The organism is Corynebacterium sp. HMSC070E08 (assembly GCF_001808895.1).
GTDB classification, from domain to species: domain Bacteria; phylum Actinomycetota; class Actinomycetes; order Mycobacteriales; family Mycobacteriaceae; genus Corynebacterium; species Corynebacterium hiratae.
This window is the reverse complement of the sequence record NZ_KV794783.1, coordinates 22935-42133: the sequence shown is the minus strand read 5'-3', so window position 1 is coordinate 42133 and position 19199 is coordinate 22935. Positions and strand designations below refer to the sequence as shown.

General features: G+C 60.5%; 17 protein-coding genes. 10 read left to right on the top strand and 7 right to left on the bottom strand.

Features of this window, described 5'->3' with window-relative positions; genetic code table 11:
* Positions 1-57 precede the first annotated feature (57 nt).
* The 3 genes from HMPREF2526_RS08715 to metS all read left to right on the top strand — a co-directional run bounded on the left by HMPREF2526_RS08715 (position 58) and on the right by metS (position 3443).
* Entirely contained in the window at positions 58-1383 is a 1326-nt protein-coding gene (locus HMPREF2526_RS08715) for an MFS transporter (protein ID WP_070547040.1), read from the top strand.
* A gap of 247 nt (positions 1384-1630) precedes the next feature.
* On the top strand, positions 1631-3250 hold the full coding sequence (locus HMPREF2526_RS08710) for a sodium-dependent transporter (protein WP_070547038.1): 1620 nt from the start codon (positions 1631-1633) through the stop codon (positions 3248-3250).
* A gap of 25 nt (positions 3251-3275) precedes the next feature.
* Positions 3276-3443 (top strand): methionine/alanine import NSS transporter subunit MetS, encoded by a 168-nt coding sequence (gene metS / locus HMPREF2526_RS08705; RefSeq protein ID WP_046648774.1) that lies wholly within the window; start codon positions 3276-3278, stop codon positions 3441-3443.
* Between the two features lie 44 nt (positions 3444-3487).
* Here the strand turns inward: metS and HMPREF2526_RS08700 are convergent, their stop codons facing one another.
* Positions 3488-4453 carry an MDR family oxidoreductase gene (locus HMPREF2526_RS08700; RefSeq protein WP_046648775.1) on the bottom strand — a complete coding sequence of 322 codons (966 nt, stop codon included), beginning with the start codon at positions 4451-4453 and terminating at the stop codon, positions 3488-3490.
* Between the two features lie 86 nt (positions 4454-4539).
* Here HMPREF2526_RS08700 and HMPREF2526_RS08695 point away from each other — a divergent pair, with 86 nt between their 5' ends.
* Positions 4540-5112, top strand: a complete 573-nt coding sequence (locus HMPREF2526_RS08695) for a VanZ family protein (RefSeq protein ID WP_046648776.1) — start codon at positions 4540-4542, stop codon at positions 5110-5112.
* Between the two features lie 3 nt (positions 5113-5115).
* Here the strand turns inward: HMPREF2526_RS08695 and HMPREF2526_RS08690 are convergent, their stop codons facing one another.
* Genes HMPREF2526_RS08690 through HMPREF2526_RS08680 form a run of 3 tightly spaced genes read right to left on the bottom strand, consistent with a single transcriptional unit; the run spans position 5116 to position 7888 of the window.
* Positions 5116-6126, bottom strand: coding sequence for an NAD(P)-binding domain-containing protein (locus HMPREF2526_RS08690; RefSeq protein ID WP_070547035.1), 1011 nt, complete (start codon positions 6124-6126; stop codon positions 5116-5118).
* Positions 6127-6747, bottom strand: coding sequence for a response regulator (locus HMPREF2526_RS08685; protein WP_070547034.1), 621 nt, complete (start codon positions 6745-6747; stop codon positions 6127-6129).
* The gene (locus tag HMPREF2526_RS08680; protein ID WP_070547033.1) at positions 6722-7888 is read right to left on the bottom strand and encodes a sensor histidine kinase; all 1167 of its coding nucleotides are present in this window, start codon (positions 7886-7888) and stop codon (positions 6722-6724) included. The genes HMPREF2526_RS08685 and HMPREF2526_RS08680 overlap by 26 nt, the downstream gene beginning before the upstream one ends.
* Positions 7889-8003: 115 nt before the next feature.
* Here HMPREF2526_RS08680 and HMPREF2526_RS08675 point away from each other — a divergent pair, with 115 nt between their 5' ends.
* The 3 genes from HMPREF2526_RS08675 to HMPREF2526_RS08665 all read left to right on the top strand — a co-directional run bounded on the left by HMPREF2526_RS08675 (position 8004) and on the right by HMPREF2526_RS08665 (position 10524).
* The gene (locus HMPREF2526_RS08675; protein ID WP_070524189.1) at positions 8004-8999 is read left to right on the top strand and encodes an ABC transporter permease; all 996 of its coding nucleotides are present in this window, start codon (positions 8004-8006) and stop codon (positions 8997-8999) included.
* Positions 8999-9646 (top strand): ABC transporter ATP-binding protein, encoded by a 648-nt coding sequence (locus HMPREF2526_RS08670; protein ID WP_070547031.1) that lies wholly within the window; start codon positions 8999-9001, stop codon positions 9644-9646. Before HMPREF2526_RS08675 ends, HMPREF2526_RS08670 begins: the two co-directional genes overlap by 1 nt.
* Before the next feature lie 101 nt (positions 9647-9747).
* Positions 9748-10524 carry a YwaF family protein gene (locus HMPREF2526_RS08665; RefSeq protein ID WP_246819882.1) on the top strand — a complete coding sequence of 259 codons (777 nt, stop codon included), beginning with the start codon at positions 9748-9750 and terminating at the stop codon, positions 10522-10524.
* A 161-nt stretch (positions 10525-10685) separates the two neighbouring features.
* Here HMPREF2526_RS08665 and HMPREF2526_RS08660 read toward each other — a convergent pair whose 3' ends face one another.
* Both HMPREF2526_RS08660 and HMPREF2526_RS08655 read right to left on the bottom strand, forming a co-directional pair.
* Positions 10686-12284 (bottom strand): bifunctional ADP-dependent NAD(P)H-hydrate dehydratase/NAD(P)H-hydrate epimerase, encoded by a 1599-nt coding sequence (locus HMPREF2526_RS08660; protein ID WP_070547026.1) that lies wholly within the window; start codon positions 12282-12284, stop codon positions 10686-10688.
* Between the two features lie 10 nt (positions 12285-12294).
* Positions 12295-13110 (bottom strand): Fpg/Nei family DNA glycosylase, encoded by an 816-nt coding sequence (locus HMPREF2526_RS08655; RefSeq protein ID WP_070547024.1) that lies wholly within the window; start codon positions 13108-13110, stop codon positions 12295-12297.
* Positions 13111-13187: 77 nt separating this feature from the next.
* Between HMPREF2526_RS08655 and HMPREF2526_RS08650 the strand changes: the two genes are divergently transcribed.
* Positions 13188-14684 carry a DUF1846 domain-containing protein gene (locus HMPREF2526_RS08650; protein WP_070547021.1) on the top strand — a complete coding sequence of 499 codons (1497 nt, stop codon included), beginning with the start codon at positions 13188-13190 and terminating at the stop codon, positions 14682-14684.
* A 338-nt stretch (positions 14685-15022) separates the two neighbouring features.
* On the opposite strand, the gene denD is transcribed toward HMPREF2526_RS08650, so the two are convergent.
* The gene (gene denD, locus HMPREF2526_RS08645) at positions 15023-15991 is read right to left on the bottom strand and encodes a D-erythronate dehydrogenase (RefSeq protein WP_070510162.1); all 969 of its coding nucleotides are present in this window, start codon (positions 15989-15991) and stop codon (positions 15023-15025) included.
* Between the two features lie 426 nt (positions 15992-16417).
* Between denD and HMPREF2526_RS08640 the strand changes: the two genes are divergently transcribed.
* Both HMPREF2526_RS08640 and HMPREF2526_RS08635 read left to right on the top strand, forming a co-directional pair.
* The gene (locus tag HMPREF2526_RS08640; protein WP_070547020.1) at positions 16418-17797 is read left to right on the top strand and encodes a GntP family permease; all 1380 of its coding nucleotides are present in this window, start codon (positions 16418-16420) and stop codon (positions 17795-17797) included.
* Positions 17798-17814: 17 nt separating this feature from the next.
* Positions 17815-19179: a four-carbon acid sugar kinase family protein gene (locus HMPREF2526_RS08635; protein ID WP_118853179.1), complete on the top strand. Its 1365-nt coding sequence runs from the start codon at positions 17815-17817 to the stop codon at positions 19177-19179.
* Positions 19180-19199 lie beyond the last annotated feature (20 nt).

Below are 19199 nucleotides of genomic sequence, written 5' to 3'. Positions count from 1 at the left end.
CACTGGCTTTAACTGTATCCACCGTGCTTCTGCACCCATAGAGAAAAGACTCCCACTATGTCTGCACCAGTCACCCAACAGCCTGCCCAAGGGCCGGGAATCACTACAGAGCACAAGCGCGTGCTCGCCGGTTCGATGGTCGGCACCACCATTGAGTGGTTCGACTTCTTCATCTACGCTCAGGCCGCCGGCCTGATCTTCGCTACCCAGTACTTCGATCCGGTCTCCAACGAAAGCGCCTCCCTCGCACAGATCATTGCCTGGGCGTCGCTGGGTATTTCCTTCCTTTTCCGTCCTCTCGGGGCAATTTTGGCCGGCCACTTGGGTGACCGGCTCGGACGCAAGCCGGTCCTCGTGGTCACGTTGGTCGGCATGGGCCTGGCCACCATGTTGATGGGTGTGCTGCCGACGTACGCCTCCATCGGCATGGCAGCACCTATCTTGTTGGTGGTCTTGCGCATCCTTCAGGGCCTCTCCGCCGGCGGTGAATGGGGCGGTGCAGCGATGCTGGCCGTTGAGCACGCCCCGCACGGCAAGCGCGGACTGTTTGGTGCGTTCCCGCAGGTTGGTGTGCCTCTTGGTATGTTTCTTGCCACCATCTTCATGCTGGTTCTCTCCTCCGTCCTCACTCCGGAGCAGTTCCTTGCCTGGGGCTGGCGCATCCCGTTCCTGTCCTCCGTGGTGCTCATTCTCCTGGGCTACCTGATCCGCCGGGCAGTGGAAGAGTCCCCGGCCTTCGCGGAGATGGAAGAGCTGAAGGAAAAGTCCACGGCACCGCTCGCGGTCCTGTTCAAGGGCCATCTCGGAACCGTTATCAAGTGTGCAGTTATCTTTGCCGCCAACAACGCGATTGGCTACTTCGTCATCGCCTACTTCACCGCCTATGGCACGAAGGTCGTGGGCTATACCCGCCCCCAGGCCCTTGGGGTAGCCCTGGTCGCGTCGATTGGTTGGTTTATCGGCACGCTGTACTTCGGCCACCTGTCTGACCGTTTGGGGCGCCGCACGACGTTCATTGGCGGCTACATCGTTTTGGCGCTGTATATCACCCCGGTGTTCTGGGCGGTTGACTCGGGCAACGTTATGTTCTTCGGCGTAGCCGTGTTCCTCCTGGGTGTCATCCTGGGTGCGACCTATGGCCCGCAGTCAGCGATGTACGCGGAGATGTTCCCGGTGAAGGTGCGCCTGTCGGGCGTGTCCATCGGCTACGCCTTCGGCTCCATCATCGGTGGTGCCTTTGCCCCGATGATTGCAGAGATGCTGTACACGCGGTACGAGACCTCGATGGCCATCGCCGCCTACGGCATCGCGATTTCGGTCGTTTCCCTCATCGGTGTGCTCACCGTCCCGAAGGGTATTCAGGACCGCGATCTGCACGTTTAATCGCCCCGAGTTTGTTCACCCGCCACCCCCTTTAGCGCTTAACCCTTTCTCCGCTGGCTTTTGTTCCGGTTGGAGGGTCAGGCCCTAAAGGGGGTGTGGCGTTGTGGGGGTAAATAATTATTCAAAACGGTACCTATAGGTTGGCAGGTAGGCTAAGCTTCTCGCTAATACTCGTCGTACGCGGCCCGTATAAACAATTCCTACGGTCTTGTGGTGCGCGATATTTGCTCAAGAAGAAAGTTCTCTCATGACCACATCAACCCCGCATAAGACTCGCTCTACACGCGATACTTTTAATACGCGTTTCGTCTTCCTCATGGCCGCCATCGGTTCCGCCGTCGGCCTGGGTAACATCTGGCGCTTCCCTTACGTTGCCTATGAGAACGGCGGCGGCGCCTTCCTCATCCCATACATGGTGGCCCTGCTGACCGCCGGTATCCCCATCCTGTGGTTCGACCTCGCCATTGGTCACCGCTTCCGCGGTTCTGCGCCGCTGGCATTCCGCCGCATCAGCAGCCGCTGGGAAGGAATCGGCTGGTTCAAGGTCGGCGTGAACTTCTTCATCGCCATCTACTACGCCGCCATCATTGCGTGGGCAGCGCTCTACACCATTAAGTCCTTGCAGCAGACGTGGGGCGAGGATCCTTCGACGTACTTCATGGTTGACTTCCTCCAAGCAGACGCGGAGGCAACCTATTCCGGGCACGTTGTCCCATCCATTCTGGGCGTCATGATCCTCGTATGGGTTGTCTGCATCGCTACGCTGGCCACGAGCATCAACAAGGGCATCGGCAAGCTGACCTCCATCTTCCTGCCGGTCCTGGCCGTCATGTTCATCATTCTGGTGATCCGCGCCTTCTTCCTTGACGGCGCCGCCGAGGGCCTCAACGCCTTCTTCACTCCGGACTGGTCCGTGCTGAGCAACCCGTCGGTGTGGATCGCCGCCTACGGACAGATCTTCTTCTCCCTGTCCATCGGTTTCGGCATCATGATCACCTACGCGTCCTACCTCAAGCCGCGCACCAACCTCACCAACACGGGCCTGGTTACCGCCTTTGCGAACTCCTCCTTCGAGGTTCTCGCCGGCATCGGTGTCTTCGCCACTCTGGGCTACATGGCCGCCCAGCAGGGCGTGTCTGTCGATGAGGTGGCTGAGTCTGGTATCGGTCTGGCCTTCATCGCTTTCCCGACGATCATTAACCTCATGCCGCTCGGCTGGCTGTTCGGTGTCCTCTTCTTTGGCTCCCTGTTCCTGGCCGGTGTGACCTCGCTGATCTCCATCATGGAGGTCGTTGTCTCCGCCGTGGCAGATAAGTTCAACATCTCTCGCCGCGTTTCTGCCATCAGCGTTGGCAGCGCGATGGGAGTACTGTCCTGCTTCCTGTTCGCCACCTCCTCGGGCCTGGTCACTCTGGACATCATGGATAAGTTCACCAACAACTTGGGCATCGTCTTCGGCGCCATCTGCGCCCTCGTAGTCGTCGGCTGGGTGACCGGCCGCCGCCGCGAGATCCAGCAGCACATCAACGCCGTGTCGCAGTTCAAGGTGGGTGGCTTCTGGCAGTTCCTGACTTTCGTCGCGACCCCGCTGCTGCTCGTCTACTTCCTGGTCAACGAGATCATCACGATTGTCCGCGAAGGTTATGAGGGCTACTCCTCCACACAGATTGGGCTCTTTGGCTGGGCGGTTCTGGGCGTCATTCTGCTCGTTAGCTTCGTCATGCCGCTAGTGGACTTCCGCGGAAACAAGTACCTAGACGGCATAGAGACGTCTGATTACGGCGTCCCAGTGGGCGGCCGCCCGGCCGGCACACCGAACCCGCTTGCCACAGGCAACGCCGCCGCACCGAACACGGACGACAAGTAGCGGCTAGTAGGAAAGGAGAATAACAATGACTACAAGCGCAATCCTGCTCTTCATCCTCTTCGTCGTCGTCATCTGGGGCGGACTGGTTGTGTCCTCCATCTGGTTGGCGCGCAGCGACGATGAATTCACCGGTGAGCTGGGTAATGCCCCCGGCACCGACGACGAGTCCCTATCGCACCGCGTGCACCACTAAAGGGGCCGGGCAGTAAACGGCTGCCCGCTCACACCTGCCCCTTCCTATATCTCGACTACCGTGCGCCCATGGCGGGAGCCGGCGCGCAGCTCTTGAGCGGCAGTGGCGACATCGGCCAGCGGCACCGTTTCAGTAATAGAGTTCAGCATGGTGAGGTCGAGGTGTTCGTCGAGAAGCTGCCAGGCCGCCTCGCGCACCTCGCGGGGCGCATCGACGGAGTTACCGCCGGCCAGCACGATGCCGCGCAGGATGAATGGCAGCACCGAGGCAGGAAGGTCCGGACCAGCCGCCATACCGGTGGCCGCCACCACGCCGCCCCAGCGCACCTGCGCCAGCACGTTGGCCAAGACGGTGGAACCGGCGGTGTCAATGGCGCCGTCGTACAGCGCCTTCTGCAGCGGGCGGCCGGTCTCAGACAGCGCTGCACGGTCAAGCACGTGATCCGCGCCGAGTGAGGTGAGGTACTCCGACTGGGATTCCACGCGGCCGGTGACGGCGGTGACCTCGTAGCCGGAAGACTTGAGCAGCTGGACCGCGATGGAGCCCACGCCGCCGGTGGCACCGGTGACGAGGATATGGCCCTTCGTCGTGCCGTGCGTGCGCAGCTGGTTCACGCAGATAGCAGCGGTGTATCCGGCCGTGCCAATCGCGGCGGCATCGTGCGCGCTGAAGCGTTGAGGCACGGGGATGGTGGCTTCACCGTTGACGCGCTGGCGGGTGGTGTAGCCGCCATGGCGGAACTCGCCCAGGCCATCGCCGCAGGAGACGACAAGCTGGCCAGGGCTCAAGCGTGAATCGGACGTTTCCACCACGGTGCCCACCACATCGATGCCCGGGACGAGCGGATCGATGCGCATGACACCTTTATCGCCCTCCAGGGCCATGGCGTCTTTGTAATTGAGGGAGGAAAACTGCACATCCACGACCGTGTCACCTTCCCCGAGCAGGGGCTGCTCTTGGAACGAGTGCGTTACTCCGGAATCGGTGCGAGTGACAATCAGTGTGTTCATGGACACTATCGTACAGAGGATGTGAAGCAGTGTTTTCTGGCTACTGCTTCAGCCGATTGTCAGCGAAAACCACTAGGGTGAGGCGCATGACTGGGATAGAAGCTCAACGCCCGCGCAATCGGCTGCGGCCCGCGCCGGATCCGTATCGGCACCTGCTTCGTGATTCCCTCCTTGTCGCAGCCCTGTCCCTGGTGGTCGTGGTGTTGGCGACGGTGGGCAAGCCCTTCATGGACATCCCCGGCGTGGTGGACGGCTCCGCGCATGCGGTGCGAAGGGTCAATCTGCAGCTCTTTGGCGGATTTGAGAACGCCTCCGTGTGGTACGGCGGGTGGACCGATCTCCTGGGGAATATTGCTCTCTTCATGCCGCTGGGAGCGGCGATTTACGTGGCCGGGCGCAACCGCGTCAGGATTCGCTGGGGCTTGGGCGGGACGATGCTCCTTGGGCTCGTGATCAGCTTGTGCATCGAAAGCGCCCAGTACATCTTTGCGCTGGGCTTTAGCGATATCGACGACCTCTTATACAACACGGTGGGTGCTGTCCTCGGCGCCGCACTCATGGCGCGCGTGGGACGCGAAGAGCAGATGAAGATTCTGCGCCGCCTCGGATTCCTGCTTGCGCTGGCAGCGGTGGTGCTCCTCGCCATGGCGACGCTGTAGTGCCTAGCTGGGCGTACGCACGAGCTTGGCGACGTCCCCCGCCACCCGCCGCGCATAGGGGGAGACACCGGTAATCGTGGCCGAGCCCGGGCCCGTCCACGAGCCATAGCCCACGGGGAAGAAACCTTCCACCGTGGGCTTTCCTTTTGCCAGCAGCCCAGGGAAGGGGCGCAGCGCTGGGCGGAAGCCGGTGGCCCAGATGAGATCGCTGAAGCCTTCGCGGTTCAACTGGTCCAGCGAGGAGAACATGTCGGTGGCGCGCAGAAGGCCGCGATCACGGGCCTTGAGTACCGGCGGGACCATGACGATATCCCCCAGCTCTGTTTCGGAGCCCGGGTCCGGCTCGCCCCGAAGTTTTGCCAGCATGCGCTGTCTGTTGCGGCTAAAGAGCACGCGCCCGTCGACATCATCCGGCATCCAGCGCGGCGGGTGCGTGGTAAACCACGTGGTGTCCACGCCCGCGAGAGCTAGCTCGGCGGCGATTTGGGCACCGGAGTTGCCCGCGCCGACAACGGCTACAGGATTGTTGTGGCCGCGCTCTAAGAAAGGACCGCACCCCGGGTAGCTCGCCGTGTGCCATTGGCGCCCCTGGAATTCACCGGGGTAGAAGGGGATGAACGGCGCGGACCAGGTGCCCGTCGCAGCCACGACGGTGCGGGAGCGGAACTCACCGTGGGTGGTGAAGAGGTGGAAGAGGGGGTCGTCGTCAAGCACGCGCTCCACCGTCACCCCGTGCCGGACCGGCAGGTCATAGCGCTGCTCATAGCGGGTGAGGTAGTCCACCACGTGGGAAGCCGGCGGGAAGCCGGGGTAGGCGGGCATGGGCCAGCCGGGCAGGGTGGAAGACTGGGCATCGCTAAAAAGAGTGAGTGAATCCCACACGTGTTGCCAGGCTCCGCCGGGGGAGGAGTTGGCGTCGAGGATGAGGAAGTCGAGCTTCTGGCGGCGCAGGTAGTAGCCGGTGGCCAGGCCGGATTGGCCACCACCCACCACGATGCAATCGTAGGTATGCATCTATTGGATGAGCTTTCGCTCGCGGGCGGCGGAGACGGCTGCGGTGCGGGTTTCCACGCCGAGCTTTTGATAGACGTGGATGAGGTGGGTTTTGACCGTGGCCTCGGAAATGAAGAGCCGCTGGGCAATCTGCTTGTTGGAGGCTCCCGTGGCCAGCGCTTGCAGGATCTCCAGCTCGCGGGGAGACAGCGCGGTTTCCGGCTGTGCCAAGCGCTCCGCCAGGAGGTTCGTGACCTCGGGGGCTAAGGTCCGCTTGCCCGCGGCGGTGTCGAGCACCGCGGTGTGCAGGGTGTCCTCGGGGGCGTCCTTGAGCAGGTAGCCCAACGCGCCCGCCTCCACGGCGGCCAGGATATCCGCCTGCGTGTCATAGGTGGTCAGGATGAGCACCGGGGGCCCATCGAGCTCGCGCACGCGCCGGGTGGCGGCAATACCATCGACGTCCGGCATTTGGATATCGCAGACGACGACATCGATATGGGGGCCATCAGCATCCGCTAGCTTTTCGACGGCCGATCCATCGGAGCCTTCCAACACCACCTCGATATCGGGGAAAGCGTTTAGAATCGCGCGCAGCCCGGCGCGGACCACGGGGTGATCATCGATGAGCATCACGTTGACCATTGCTGCTGCCTCCTGTTGGGATTCGCACCGCGAGCGCGGTGCCGGCGGGTGAAGATTCTACTTGGACGCTGCCACCGACGCTGCGAACACGCTGCTCCAGGCCGGTGAGCCCGAAGCCGCGTGGGCCCTCGATGCCGCGGCCGTTATCGACGACATCCAAGGTGATCTCATCTGTGAAAGAGCCGAGGGTGACCACGGCTTGGTCGGCGTCGGCGTGTTTCATGACATTGGTCAGCCCTTCGCGCGCGGCGCGCAGGATGACGTGGGAAAACTCGGCGGGTACGTCAGCGCTACCGGTGAACTTGAGCCCAAAATAGGTACGCAGCCCGAGCCCTTTGGCCTGGGCTTGGAGCTCATCCACGAGTGCGCGCAGTTCCTTATCGATGGAGGAGGCAGGCGCCGCGAGCTCCTTGACGAAGCGCCGGGCCTCGGCCAGGTTGTCCTGGGCCACCTTCTCAATGAGTGCGAGCTGTTCGGTGACGTCCTGCTGCGTGGAGGTGTTCTTGGCGGCGCGGCTGAGCAGGACGATGGAGGACAGCCCCTGCGCTACGGTGTCGTGGATCTCGCGGGAGAGCCGCTCCCGCTCCTCGAGGCGCCCGGCTTGATGCTCGCTGGCGGCGAGCTCTTCCTGGGTCTCACGCAGCTGCTTGGCGACGGCCTCGTGGTGCGCCGCCTCCGCCTGAACCCGGCGGGCGGCGTGGTAGACGGCCACGGCGAAGCAGGTGCCGATGAACGGGCCGATGGCCGCGGCGGCGGTCCAGAATTGCGGGTGGATCCATGCGGGGACGAAGGCGGCCACGGCCCACAGGACCACGCTGGCGAGAATGCCCGGCCAGAAGGGCAGTGCATGGATGAAGACGAAGACCAGCGGGAACTCGAGCCACATGAAGTCTTGGGCGTGCACCATGAGGCCGATCCACAACAAGCACAAAGCGGCGAGCCACAGCGTGGTGGGGACGGGGCGGGTAATGGTGCGGGAACCGAAGATGACGAAACACGTGTAGACCACTGCGAGTGCAATGGAGAGGCCGAGGACGCGGGCGTCGAGGCGCTCATCGGCCCAGGCGCGGAGCACTCCGAACACGAGGAGGAAGCCGAACATGGCATGCAGTCCCACGGTCCACAGTTTGTTGCTCATCATCACGAGGCACCAGCCTATCGCCTAGGTAGGGGAGCGCGAATCAACCAACTGGTTGAGTAGAGGTTCAACTGGCTACCCGATTACTTTCGGCGTCCGCACACGCAGGATAAATAGTATGTTCCTGGCATTGAGAGAGATAGTCACCGCCCGCGGTCGGTTCTTCCTGATCGGCGGCGTCGTGGCTCTAATTACGTTGTTGCTCGTTATGTTGTCCGGCCTGACCCAAGGCCTGTCCAAGCAAAATACCTCCGCGCTTGAGGCACTCGGGGAGCAGAATCCTTATGTGACCTTCTCGACGGAAGATCCCTCCTTTACCGAGTCGGAGATCTTCGCCGAGGATGTCCCCGCTTCTGGTATTCCGCTGGGTACCTCCCAAACCAAGCTGGAGGGCCACGGCGGCGTGGCGGTTATCGGTTTGCCCGCCGGCACCCAGATCCCCGGCTCCAGCACCGTGATTCCGGAGGAAGGCATGGTCTTGAGCCAATCCATCGACGAGGCCCTGAACGCGCCGTCCCGGGGCACCCTCGGCGGCGTGGACCTGGACGTGAACGCGGTGGTTGAGGATGAGTATTACTCCCACTCCCCGGTGGTGTGGGTCGCTACCGAAACCTGGCAGAAGGTCTCCCATTCCCCCGAGGACATGGTGGGCGTGGCCGTGCTTTCCCAGGAGCCGACCGACACCTCCGTGTCCATGGGCAAGGCCCTGTCCGGCCTGCCGGCCTATAGCTCGGAGCGCGGTTCCCTGCTGACCATGCAGGCCTTCCTCTACGGTATCTCCGCGCTGGTCACCATCGCCTTCCTGAGCATCTGGACCATCCAGCGCACCCGTGACCTGTCCATCCTGCGCGCCCTTGGTGCCAGCGTGAAGTACCTGCTCAAGGACGCTATCGCTCAGGCAGCCATCATCTTGGCGATTGGCGTTGGGGTGGGCGCGCTCGTCGGCTGGCTGCTGGGCCTTGCCGCCCAAGGTGCCGTGCCCTTCGAGGTCTCCGCCATGACCGTCATCGTCCCCGCACTCGGCATCTGGCTGCTCGGCATCGCCGGTGCCTTCCTGGCCACCCGCCGCGTTTCCAAGATTAACCCGCTCGACGCCCTAGGAGGCAACGCCTAATGACTACCACCGTTACTCCCGCCCTGTCCCTCCGCGACATCGTGGTGACCTACCCCGACGGCCAGTCCCGCACAACTGCACTCGACGGCGTAAGCCTGGACGTCAAGCCCGGCGAGCTCACCGCCGTGATCGGCGAATCCGGTTCCGGTAAATCCACCCTGCTCTCCGTGGCCGCTGGACTTATCGAGCCGGACTCCGGATCCGTTGAGATGCACGGCACCCGCGGGCTCATCTTCCAGCAGGCCAACCTGTTGGCAGCCCTGACTGCGCGCGAGCAGCTGCTCATCATTGACCACATGGAGGGCCGCAAGCCCCGCGGTGACCGGGCTGACGAGCTGCTCAGCTTCGTGGGCTTGGAGGGCTTTGGCAACCGCCGCATGAACCAGCTCTCCGGTGGGCAGCGCCAACGCGTCAACATTGCGCGTGCGCTCATGGGCCAGCCTTCCGTGCTGCTTGCTGATGAGCCAACCTCCGCCTTGGACTCCAAGCTCTCCCGCGAGATTGCCAAGTTGCTACGTGGTGTCACCGATGACTTCGATACCGCAACTCTGTTCATCACGCACGACCGCAGCCTGCTCGACTATGCCGACAACGTGGTCGAGGTCAAGGATGGAAAGCTCTCCGAATATTCCGAGCTAGCCGCGTAAGAACCCGCTCATCTCTCACATGTTCATACAAAGGGGTAAATTAATACCCCGTTATGATTCGACCCCGCAAGCCCCGAGTAAGCCCAACTGACTACCCGCGCATGCAACAGTGGACCGCGCTGCATGCACTCATGTTGAGCATCACCGTGGTGGCCTGCGGGGTCTTTATCGTCGCCGCCCGCAGAATCAAAGGAACCTCCCGCGAGACCTTCATCCGCCGGATGGTGGGCTGGGCCTTGCTGGTGGCGGGCACTGCGTGGACGGTTATCTCCCTGGACCCGAAGCAATTCGATATCCGGGAGTCTTTGCCTTTGCACCTGTGCGATGTGCTGCGCCCTATCCTGGCGCTGGGCCTCATTACCGGCAACGAGCACGCCCTGACCTTGACCTACTTCTGGGGCATCATCCTCAACCCGCAGGCCATTATCACCCCGGACGTCATCTACTACTTCTTACCGCGCTGGCTGCGGTTCGGTACATATTGGTTCTTCCACATCGTGGCCCTTGCTGTGCCGCTAGCGCTGACCTTTGGCTTGGGCTACCGGCCGACGTGGAAAGGTTATCGCTTCGCCGTGAAGGTCACACCTGTATGGATGGCCACCGCCATGGCGGTCAATGCGAAGACCGACGGCAACTATGGCTTCCTCAACCACGCGCCGGGCAGCCCCTCCATCATCAACCTGCTGGGACCCTGGCCCGGCTACATCGCGGCAGAGACCCTCGCCGTCGCAGCAGTATGGGCGGGGATGACGTGGCCCTGGGAGAACACTTCGCTGCGCCGCGGCACGGTGGCGGTGGGGCCACGCGGGCTCATGCGCAAGTCCGTCGGTACCGCGTCCGGGATCCTGCGCCGCGCCACGGTACGTTTTCGTAAATAGCGGTCCGAAAACCGCGGAATTTTAGGGCTTGTGTGCGAAAACGTACCCACACGGTGGTGGCTAGGTACGGATCGATCAAATAAGGCCCCAGATCTTCGAATTTCTGGGGTGCTATTTGATCGAAACGTACCTTGCTGCGTAGCTAGCGCCGGGCCACGGAGCTAGCGCTGCGCGTTGAGGAGCCGCGCGATGGCCCGCGGGATGGCCGCCGCGATCTGGGACGCAGAACAGGGCGCGAAGCCCTCGGGGGTCTCGGCAGCGATGGCCGCCGCATGCGCGTGGATGGCGCCGGCGTGGAGAACCTCGGTGATGGTTTGGGCGGTGGTCGCGGCGGCGGTTTCGGTGGAGGTTTCGGCGAAGAGCTGGGCCATGACCGCGCCGAGGATGCCGGAGAGCACGTCCCCGGAGCCCGGGGTCGCGGCAAAAGAGTGACCGGCATTGAAGGAATAGAGCGGCTGGCCCGGCGCGGTGACGCGGGTCAAGCGGCCCTTGAGCAGGATGATGCTGTTTAGCTCTTCGGCTAGCTCGTGGATGGCGCAGCTCCAGCCATCAGACGCATCGGGAGCAGATCCGAAAGTGGCCTCGTAGAGTCGGCGGAACTCGCCTTCATGCGGGGTGAGGATGGTCATCGGGTGCTTGGTAACTTGCTGGCGCAGGGAGGTATTGCGCGCTAGAAGCGTCAGGGCGTCGGCGTCGAGAACGGTGGGCAGGTCCTGCGCTAGCACCTTGCGTAGTTCGGTGGCCGCCGTTGCATCGGTACCGCGGCCGGGGCCCACGACCCAGGCTTGGGCTTGCCCGGCGGAGGACACATCGGGATGGCAGACCAGCTCGGGGAGAAGGGAAGTAATCGAGTTATCGCCGATGAAGCGCACCATCGAGGGGGTGGCACGTACCGCTGCGGTGGCGCAGAGGATCCCCGCACCCGGGTAGGTATCGCTTCCGGCGGCCAGGGCGACGACCCCGCCGGAGTACTTATCGGAGCGCGCGCCTGGTGTGGGATCGGTGATGGGGCCAGTGCAGCCTACCGGCCAGGGGCGGGTAGCACGCCCGCCAGGCAGATCGAGTTCGCCCGATTGCCACGCAAAGGGCGTCGGAACGGAGGGCTCGTGAGCGATGAATGCCGCTGGTTCATCGAGTTCGGCGAGGGTCTCAGCGAAAGAAGGCGCGCCGGGCAAGAAGAGCTCGGAGACCACGACCTGCCCGCATTCGGCGGCCAGCGCGTGGCCGAGGCGTGGCGAGCCAAAGGTGACGGTGACATCGGCGTTAACGGCATCCGCGGCGCAGACTCCCGTGTCGGCGTCGACGCCGGTGGGCATGTCGACGGCTAAAACCGCGGCCCCGGCAGCGGTGGTATCGCGGTAGAGGGAGAGCGCGGTGCCGCTTAAACCCCGTGCGGATCCGAGGCCCGCGATGGCGTCGATTAACAGTTTGCTGCCTAAGGGCGCGCTGTCGGAAGGAAGGACCATACCACCGGCGCTGCAAAACGCAGCGAGGGCCTCCTCGTGGCAGCGCTCCGGAACTAGGGCATGGACCGTAACCCCGCGTGAGGCCAGCACCGCCCCGGCGTAGAGCCCATCCCCGCCGTTGCCGCCGGAACCAGCGAGAATGAGCACCGCGCCGGGGCGTGCCTCCAGCATCACTGATGCGGTTTCTGCCACCGCCGCGGCGGCCAGCTTCATGAGCTGATCCTCATGAGACTGTTGTTCCAGCAGGCGCTTCTCAGCGGCACGGACAGTGGCGACGGTATAAGCAGGGCGCATAACCCACACCCTAGCGCGCGGGTTGGCAGGTGGGGCACCAGAAGAGGTTGCGGCCCTGCATGACCTGCTCCCGGATCTCGGTGCCGCACACGTAGCAGGGTTGCCCGGCGCGACGGTAGACGTAGACCTCGCCGCCGTGATCATCCTTGCGAGGCTCGCGGCCCATGGCCTCCGGCGTATGGGCGGGGCGGACCGTATCGATGCGGCCGCGTTCGACGCCGTAGTCCATGAGATCGACCAGATCCGACCAGATGGCGTCGAACTCCTCTCGGTCGAGCTGGTTGCCGGGGATGAAGGGGGAGAGTTCTTGGCGGAAAAGGGCTTCTGCGCGGTAGATATTGCCCACGCCAGCAAAGAGGCCTTGGTCCATGAGCATCGCGCCGATGCTACGCCGCGAGGCATGCACGCGGGCCCATAGGGCATCCGGGTCGGCGTCTGTGCGGAGAGGATCTTGGCCCACCTTCGCCACCTTGGCCTGGTACTCCTCCTCCGTGATAAGCGTGCAGAACTGCGGGCCGCGCAGGTTCGCGGCTGTGGTGCCGTTATCGATGCGCAGCCGGATTTGGCCCCACACATCGGCAGACGGCTCAAAGCGCAGGGACCCAATGAGGCCTAAATGGATGTAGATAACGTGGCGCGGGTTATCCGCATCGAAGTGGAGAAAGAGGTGCTTGCCAAAGGTTTCGGCGAGGGAGAGGCGAGAGTCGTCGACAAGCGCGGCCTCCGTAGCGAACCGACCTTGGGGGCTGCTCACGGCCAGCGGCTTGTTACGGAAATCCGCATTGAGTGTCCGAGCAAGGCGGTGAATAACGTGTCCCTCAGGCATGTCAAGAAGTCTACGCGGGGGCTGTGCTGCTGTAGACTTTCCGGGTACTACCCGTTGAACGGAAGGGCCTAAATACTATGGGGCGCGCAATCGGTTTTGACCGTGAAAAATACATTGAACTGCAGTCGGAGCACATCAACGCTCGGCGCAAAGAAATCGGCGGGAAGCTTTATCTCGAAATGGGCGGCAAGCTTTTCGACGATATGCACGCCTCCCGCGTGCTGCCCGGTTTCACCCCGGATAACAAGATTGCGATGCTCGAGCGCATCAAGGATGACGTAGAAATCCTCGTCTGCATTAATGCCAAGGACATTGAGCGCCAGAAGATGCGCGGTGACTTAGGGATCCTCTATGAAGATGATGTGCTGCGGCTTGTCGACGTCTTCCGGGACCGCGGTTTCTTGGTCAATAACATTGTCATGACCCAGCTCGAGGACGGCAATAGCCAGGCCGAGGCTTTCATCGAGCGCCTAGAACGCCTGGGGCTCACGGTGGCACGCCACCGCATCATTCCGGGCTACCCCGCCAATATCGACCTCATTGTCTCCGAGGATGGCCTGGGCAAGAACGACTATGTTCAGACCACCCGTGACCTCGTGGTGGTCACCGCGCCGGGGCCGGGATCCGGCAAGCTGGCTACCGCGCTCTCGCAGGTCTACCACGAGAATCTGCGCGGCGTGCCTGCGGGCTACGCCAAGTTTGAGACCTTCCCCATCTGGAACCTGCCGCTCGATCACCCGGTGAACCTGGCCTACGAGGCCGCCACCGTGGACCTCAACGACGCCAACGTCATCGACCACTTCCACCTTTCCGCGCATGGCGAATCGACGGTGAACTACAACCGCGACGTCGAGGCCTTCCCGCTGCTGAAGTCTCTGCTGGAGCGCCTGACCGGCACCGTTCCCTACCAGTCCCCAACGGACATGGGCGTGAACATGGTGGGCTTTTGCATCACCGACGATGAGGTCTGCCGCGAGGCCTCCCAGCAGGAGATCATTCGCCGCTACTTCAAAACTTTGGTGGAAGAAGCCCGCAACGGTCTTGATTCCACGCAGTCCGAGCGCGCTGCCGTGGTCATGGCGAAGGCCGGCATTAAGTCCACCGACCGTCCGGTTGTGCTCCCGGCACGTCAGAAGTCGGAAGAGACGCAAGGCCCGGCAGCCGCGCTGCAGCTTCACGACGGCACCATCATCACCGGCCGCACCTCCCCGTTGCTGGGCTGCTCCGCAGCCGCGCTGCTCAATGCGCTCAAGCACTTGGCCGGCATCGATGATGACCTGCACTTGTTGTCCCCGGAATCCATCGAGCCCATCCAGACGTTGAAGACCAAGCACTTGGGCTCGCAGAACCCGCGCCTGCACACCGATGAGGTGCTCATCGCGCTGTCGGTATCCGCGGCGAAGGACGAGAACGCCCGCCGCGCGCTTGATGCGCTCAAGGAGCTTCAAGGCTGCGATGTCCACACCACCACCATCTTGGGTTCCGTGGACGAGGGCATCTTCCGCAACCTCGGCGTCCTGGTGACCTCCGATCCGGTCTTTGCCCGTAAGAGCGCGCTGTACCAGAAGCGCTAAACCTCACCTGCTGGACCTTGGCTGGAAGCGCCTTCCCGCAGGCATTCCCCCAGACCTGGAACCCGAAAGGTGCAGGTGGGCGTCGGCAAGCGCTTGGCGACGCCCCACCGCCCACCAGGGAGTTTCGGGATCGAGGTCTGGGGGTTTGGCCTGGGCCAACCCACGCGAGTGGACAAAGTGCAGGGGAGGGATCATGCTCCCATCCCGTATTCCAGCCAGGGTTTCTACCAGGTCGCCTAGTCAACCACTGAAGTCCCGGGAAAGAGGCACGCAGAAAAAGACGAAACTCAATCAGTCGTTCGCAATCGAAGAACGAAGCCACCAATACCCCGGGCTAACTAGCTCAAGAAGTCATCCTGGTATTGCTGCACCATTGAATCGAAATCACGATCACGTTCAAAACCTAAGGCTTCCACTCTTGACACATCGAAATTTCCCGGCCAGCTTGTAACTATCGCAGCAATACTCTCATCAGGCTTGTCACTAACAAGCTTTCTCGTTTCAGAGCCAGCCACACGCTCAAGCGAATCCAGCATTTCGCCAACCGTGACACAAATTCCTGGAAGATTCATAACTCTCCACGAGCCGAGTTTTGAGCCTTCAACTAAGAGTGCCCTTCCAAGATTACGAACTGCTACTTGCGGCGATGCAAGCCACATTCTCGTATCGTGCGGCACGGGGACCTCCGACGGCACACCGTTAAGAGGCTCACGAATGATCCCGCTAGCAAATGAGCTCGCGGCAGAATTCGGTTTACCAGGTCGCACCGAGATCGTAGGGAGTCGGCAAATGCGAGCATCTACGAAGCCTTTTCGTCCATACTCATTGACAAGCAGCTCTCCAATGGACTTGGTTGCCCCATAGGTAGAGTCAGGCTGAGTGGCCCAGTATTCAGGCATTACTTGCGGAAGACTGCCCCCAAACACGGCAAGAGAGCTCGTGAAGACGAACCGTGCAGGATGAGCCCCCTTAGCGCTACGAGTATGACGCACGGCCTCGAGAAGACAACGAGTGCCATCTATGTTGACACTCAATGCCGAATCAAAATCCGCCTCCGAACCACCCGAAAGCACGGCTGCTAAATGGATAACTGCATCAGTTTCTCCAGTGATTGCTTGTAGGACAGTCTCTCGATCGGTGATCTCTCCAACCACGGAGCGCACGCGCGGATCTGACACCCGGGCAGCAGCAAGGTCAAATGAAACAATCTCGTTCAAATCAAGCTTGCCGTGGTCTGCCTCGGAAAGAAAATGCTGAATAAGCAGGGTCCCGAGAAAACCCGCACCTCCAGTGATAACGATGTTCATACTTGCTCCTTATGAAGAATGTAGTGGCCGCCAGCGCCCCGCCCCTCTCGTATTGAGGATGGGCTTCGCCAGTCACTAACAGCCAAGAAAAGGTTCTGAAGACCATGGCATAGAAAATGGGGTGAATTCCTTCCGATAGGGAGGAATAAGAAAGTCATAAACCACTTTCGTGAACCAATGCACTGCGGAAGTGATGAGGCTTTTCTATAGCAATAAGCGTTCGAAAAACAAAGCAGAATTTATATTTAGCGCACGCGCATCAATCATAGGTAGACTCCCCTCAATGCAAGTGATGTGAGATACTTTTAACATCCTACCGTAAGACACCTCACATTGAGTCTTTTATTCTTGTCAAGGACTGAATGGGCGGCACCCTTGCGGGCTTATTGCCTTTCACCAAGTTTCTGGAACCGAGGAGGATTTCTAATGTCCCCAACAACGCTCGTGCTGCTCGGCATTGCTGCGGTAGCTCTCATTCTCTTTTTGATCATTAGAGCAAAGACCCATCCATTTATCGCGATGCTACTTGTGTCGATCGCTTTGGCACTTGCAGCGCGCGTACCGCTTTCGGAAGTTGTACCTCTACTCAAAGATGGTATGGGAGGAACACTCGGAGGTGTCGCTCTCATTGTCACGCTTGGTGCAATGCTCGGTCGAATAGTGGAAGTCTCAGGTGGCGCTGAAGTACTAGCTCGTTCTCTTGAGAAAAACTTCGGCGAGAAGCGCGCACCATGGGCACTAGGCGCTGCCTCATTTATTTTTGGTATTCCGGTCTTTGTTGATGTAGCGACAATCGTGCTCGTTCCAATCACACTTGCCGTGGCCCGTCGAATGGGTGGAAAAACAAATATGCTTGCCTACGCCTTGCCTGTAGTTGCTGCTTTGCTAACAGTGCATGTAGTTCTCCCACCGCACCCTGGAATCGTTGGCGCCTCAGAGCTGATGCAAGCTGATGTAGGCATGGTTCTTTTACTTGGTCTGATTCCTGCCGTCGTTATGTGGCTGGTAGGCCAAGTGTTCTCAGGTTTCATAGTCAAGAAGGTTTTTTCTCCGGTGCCAGCTGTTGGTAGTCAAGCCGCCGGAACTACCGCAAACCAAGACGTCGAAGTTGATGATGGAGGGGCACCGTCAGTGGGGCTCGTTCTTGCCACGATTCTCCTCCCTCTTGTGCTCATTATGGGTGGCACCGTATCTACACTCATGCTTGATGAAGGTACCGCAGTACGGGATTTCCTGGGCTTCGTTGGTGACTCTCCCATCGCTCTTTTCATTGGCGTCATATTCGCGACTGGGGTCTTAGGTTTTGCACGTGGCTGGGGCAAGGAACAGGTAGAGGACGTTGTAGCCTCGGCACTTCCTGCTACGGCCGCAGTCATCTTGATCACTGGCGCAGGGGGGACCTTCGGCAAAGTCTTGACTGAAACCGGTGTTGCCGATGCTGTAGCTGATTTGCTGGTGTCCACGGGGCTACCAGTGCTCGTGCTGGCATGGTTGCTTGCAGCTTTTATTCGCGCAGCCCAAGGGTCCGCAACCGTTGCGGCACTTACAACTGCCCCATTAGTGGCACCAATGATTGCCTCCCTGGAGCTTAATGGATTGCAAGTAGCACTGGTGACTGTGACTGTCGGCATCGGCTCGATGGCATTTAGCCATGTAAATGATTCTTTGTTCTGGGTGTGGAGCCGCTACTTCCAAGTAGATACCGCATCAGCGTTGAAGTCTTACACAGTGACGACAACGATCATGTCAATAGTTGGATTCGTTGTAGTTGGAATCTTGTGGCTAGTACTAGGAGCAATGGCGTAATGGAAAGGCATGAAAAAATGAATCTTTTTGAGGCACCATCGAGGCGTCTTCTGGTGCTTGACGACGACCCTACTGGCTCACAGTGCGTTTCGAACGTCGAAGTGGCCCTCGATACTGATCCATCTATTCCGGCCGAGGTGCTACAGAACCGAGGTTCAGCGTGTTTTGTCCTCACGAATTCGCGCGCCCTCGATGAAGACGCTGCCGTAGAAATCAACCGCAAAATGGTTGGGTCCGTAGTCGAACGCTTGGAAGACTGCCGCGGCCTACATGTTGTTTCTCGCTCGGATTCAACGCTTCGCGGCCACGTAATCGCAGAGCCAAATGCAATTGCTGATGCGCTTGCGGAGCACAACATCGAAGTAGATGGCTTTTTGTTCTGCCCGGCGATGATTGAAGCAGGCCGATTCACTAAAAATGATGTTCACTTCGCCATAGTGGACGGAAAAGCGCAACAGGTGGAGGACACTGACTTTGCGAACGACGCAACATTTGGGTATTCCCACTCGAACCTTGCGGACTTTCTTGAAGAGAGGTCTGGTGGGATAGTCCGCGCGGAGGAGTGTGTCTCAATAAGTCTCACCGATATCCGCGACGGTGGCGTAGAAACGGTCAAGGCAAAGCTCGTCGAGGCGAAGAATCGACGCTGGATAATAGTTAATGCCACCGAATATTCCGACATGGATATCGTGTCAGAAGCAGTGGCAGAACTCGAAGAACAGGGCAAAGTGTTTGTGACTCGTTGCGGCCCTTCCTTCGTTCGCTCCCTAGCTGGGCAGCGAAACGCTCAACTGATTACTTCTGATTCCTTAGAAATTGATCCATCACGCACAGCTCATGGGCTCGTCGTCGTTGGCTCACACGTAGGGCTCACGAGCCAACAGCTTGCAGTACTTCAGCAGCGAAGCAATCTCCATGAGTTTGAGCTGCAGGTTCCTAAGCTGCTCGATTCAGGATCCCGTGAGCAGCATATCGATGAGGTTTCAATGCGTGTGAGAGAAGCGCTAGCGAGTTCCGATTGCGTCCTGTACACGAGTCGAGAACTGATTAGGACAGAGTCAAAGGCTGAATCTCTCGCGATCGCACGACAAGTCTCTGATGCAGTCGTTGCAGTGGTGCAAGCAGCAAGGGAAGCACGTCCAGCCTGGGTCGTCGCCAAGGGAGGTATTACATCCCACGAGGTAGCGGCTTCGGGCCTCGGGATTCAGCGTGCCAAGGTCCAAGGTCAGTTTTATGAGGGGCAGATTAGCTTGTTTACTGCTACCGAAGCTCCTGAAGACGTGATCGGAGTACCGTACGTAGTTTTCCCGGGAAATGTAGGCGGTAAGGAGGCTTTGGCAGAGGTCGTTGAAAGGCTACGAGCTGCCACGACAGATGCTTAGGCTTATCCTTTTCTCACTAA

What these genes read in the sequence shown, in the direction of transcription:
- HMPREF2526_RS08700 (WP_046648775.1), bottom strand. Translation starts at nt 4,453, where the DNA reads ATGAACACACTGATTGTCACTCGCACCGATTCCGGAGTAACGCACTCG.
- HMPREF2526_RS08640 (WP_070547020.1), top strand. Translation starts at nt 16,418, where the DNA reads ATGTCCCCAACAACGCTCGTGCTGCTCGGCATTGCTGCGGTAGCTCTC.
- denD (WP_070510162.1), bottom strand. Translation starts at nt 15,991, where the DNA reads ATGAACATCGTTATCACTGGAGGTGCGGGTTTTCTCGGGACCCTGCTT.
- HMPREF2526_RS08690 (WP_070547035.1), bottom strand. Translation starts at nt 6,126, where the DNA reads ATGCATACCTACGATTGCATCGTGGTGGGTGGTGGCCAATCCGGCCTG.
- HMPREF2526_RS08710 (WP_070547038.1), top strand. Translation starts at nt 1,631, where the DNA reads ATGACCACATCAACCCCGCATAAGACTCGCTCTACACGCGATACTTTT.
- HMPREF2526_RS08670 (WP_070547031.1), top strand. Translation starts at nt 8,999, where the DNA reads ATGACTACCACCGTTACTCCCGCCCTGTCCCTCCGCGACATCGTGGTG.
- HMPREF2526_RS08635 (WP_118853179.1), top strand. Translation starts at nt 17,815, where the DNA reads ATGAATCTTTTTGAGGCACCATCGAGGCGTCTTCTGGTGCTTGACGAC.
- HMPREF2526_RS08685 (WP_070547034.1), bottom strand. Translation starts at nt 6,747, where the DNA reads ATGGTCAACGTGATGCTCATCGATGATCACCCCGTGGTCCGCGCCGGG.
- HMPREF2526_RS08680 (WP_070547033.1), bottom strand. Translation starts at nt 7,888, where the DNA reads ATGATGAGCAACAAACTGTGGACCGTGGGACTGCATGCCATGTTCGGC.
- metS (WP_046648774.1), top strand. Translation starts at nt 3,276, where the DNA reads ATGACTACAAGCGCAATCCTGCTCTTCATCCTCTTCGTCGTCGTCATC.
- HMPREF2526_RS08650 (WP_070547021.1), top strand. Translation starts at nt 13,188, where the DNA reads ATGGGGCGCGCAATCGGTTTTGACCGTGAAAAATACATTGAACTGCAG.
- HMPREF2526_RS08660 (WP_070547026.1), bottom strand. Translation starts at nt 12,284, where the DNA reads ATGCGCCCTGCTTATACCGTCGCCACTGTCCGTGCCGCTGAGAAGCGC.
- HMPREF2526_RS08695 (WP_046648776.1), top strand. Translation starts at nt 4,540, where the DNA reads ATGACTGGGATAGAAGCTCAACGCCCGCGCAATCGGCTGCGGCCCGCG.
- HMPREF2526_RS08715 (WP_070547040.1), top strand. Translation starts at nt 58, where the DNA reads ATGTCTGCACCAGTCACCCAACAGCCTGCCCAAGGGCCGGGAATCACT.
- HMPREF2526_RS08675 (WP_070524189.1), top strand. Translation starts at nt 8,004, where the DNA reads ATGTTCCTGGCATTGAGAGAGATAGTCACCGCCCGCGGTCGGTTCTTC.
- HMPREF2526_RS08665 (WP_246819882.1), top strand. Translation starts at nt 9,748, where the DNA reads ATGCAACAGTGGACCGCGCTGCATGCACTCATGTTGAGCATCACCGTG.
- HMPREF2526_RS08655 (WP_070547024.1), bottom strand. Translation starts at nt 13,110, where the DNA reads ATGCCTGAGGGACACGTTATTCACCGCCTTGCTCGGACACTCAATGCG.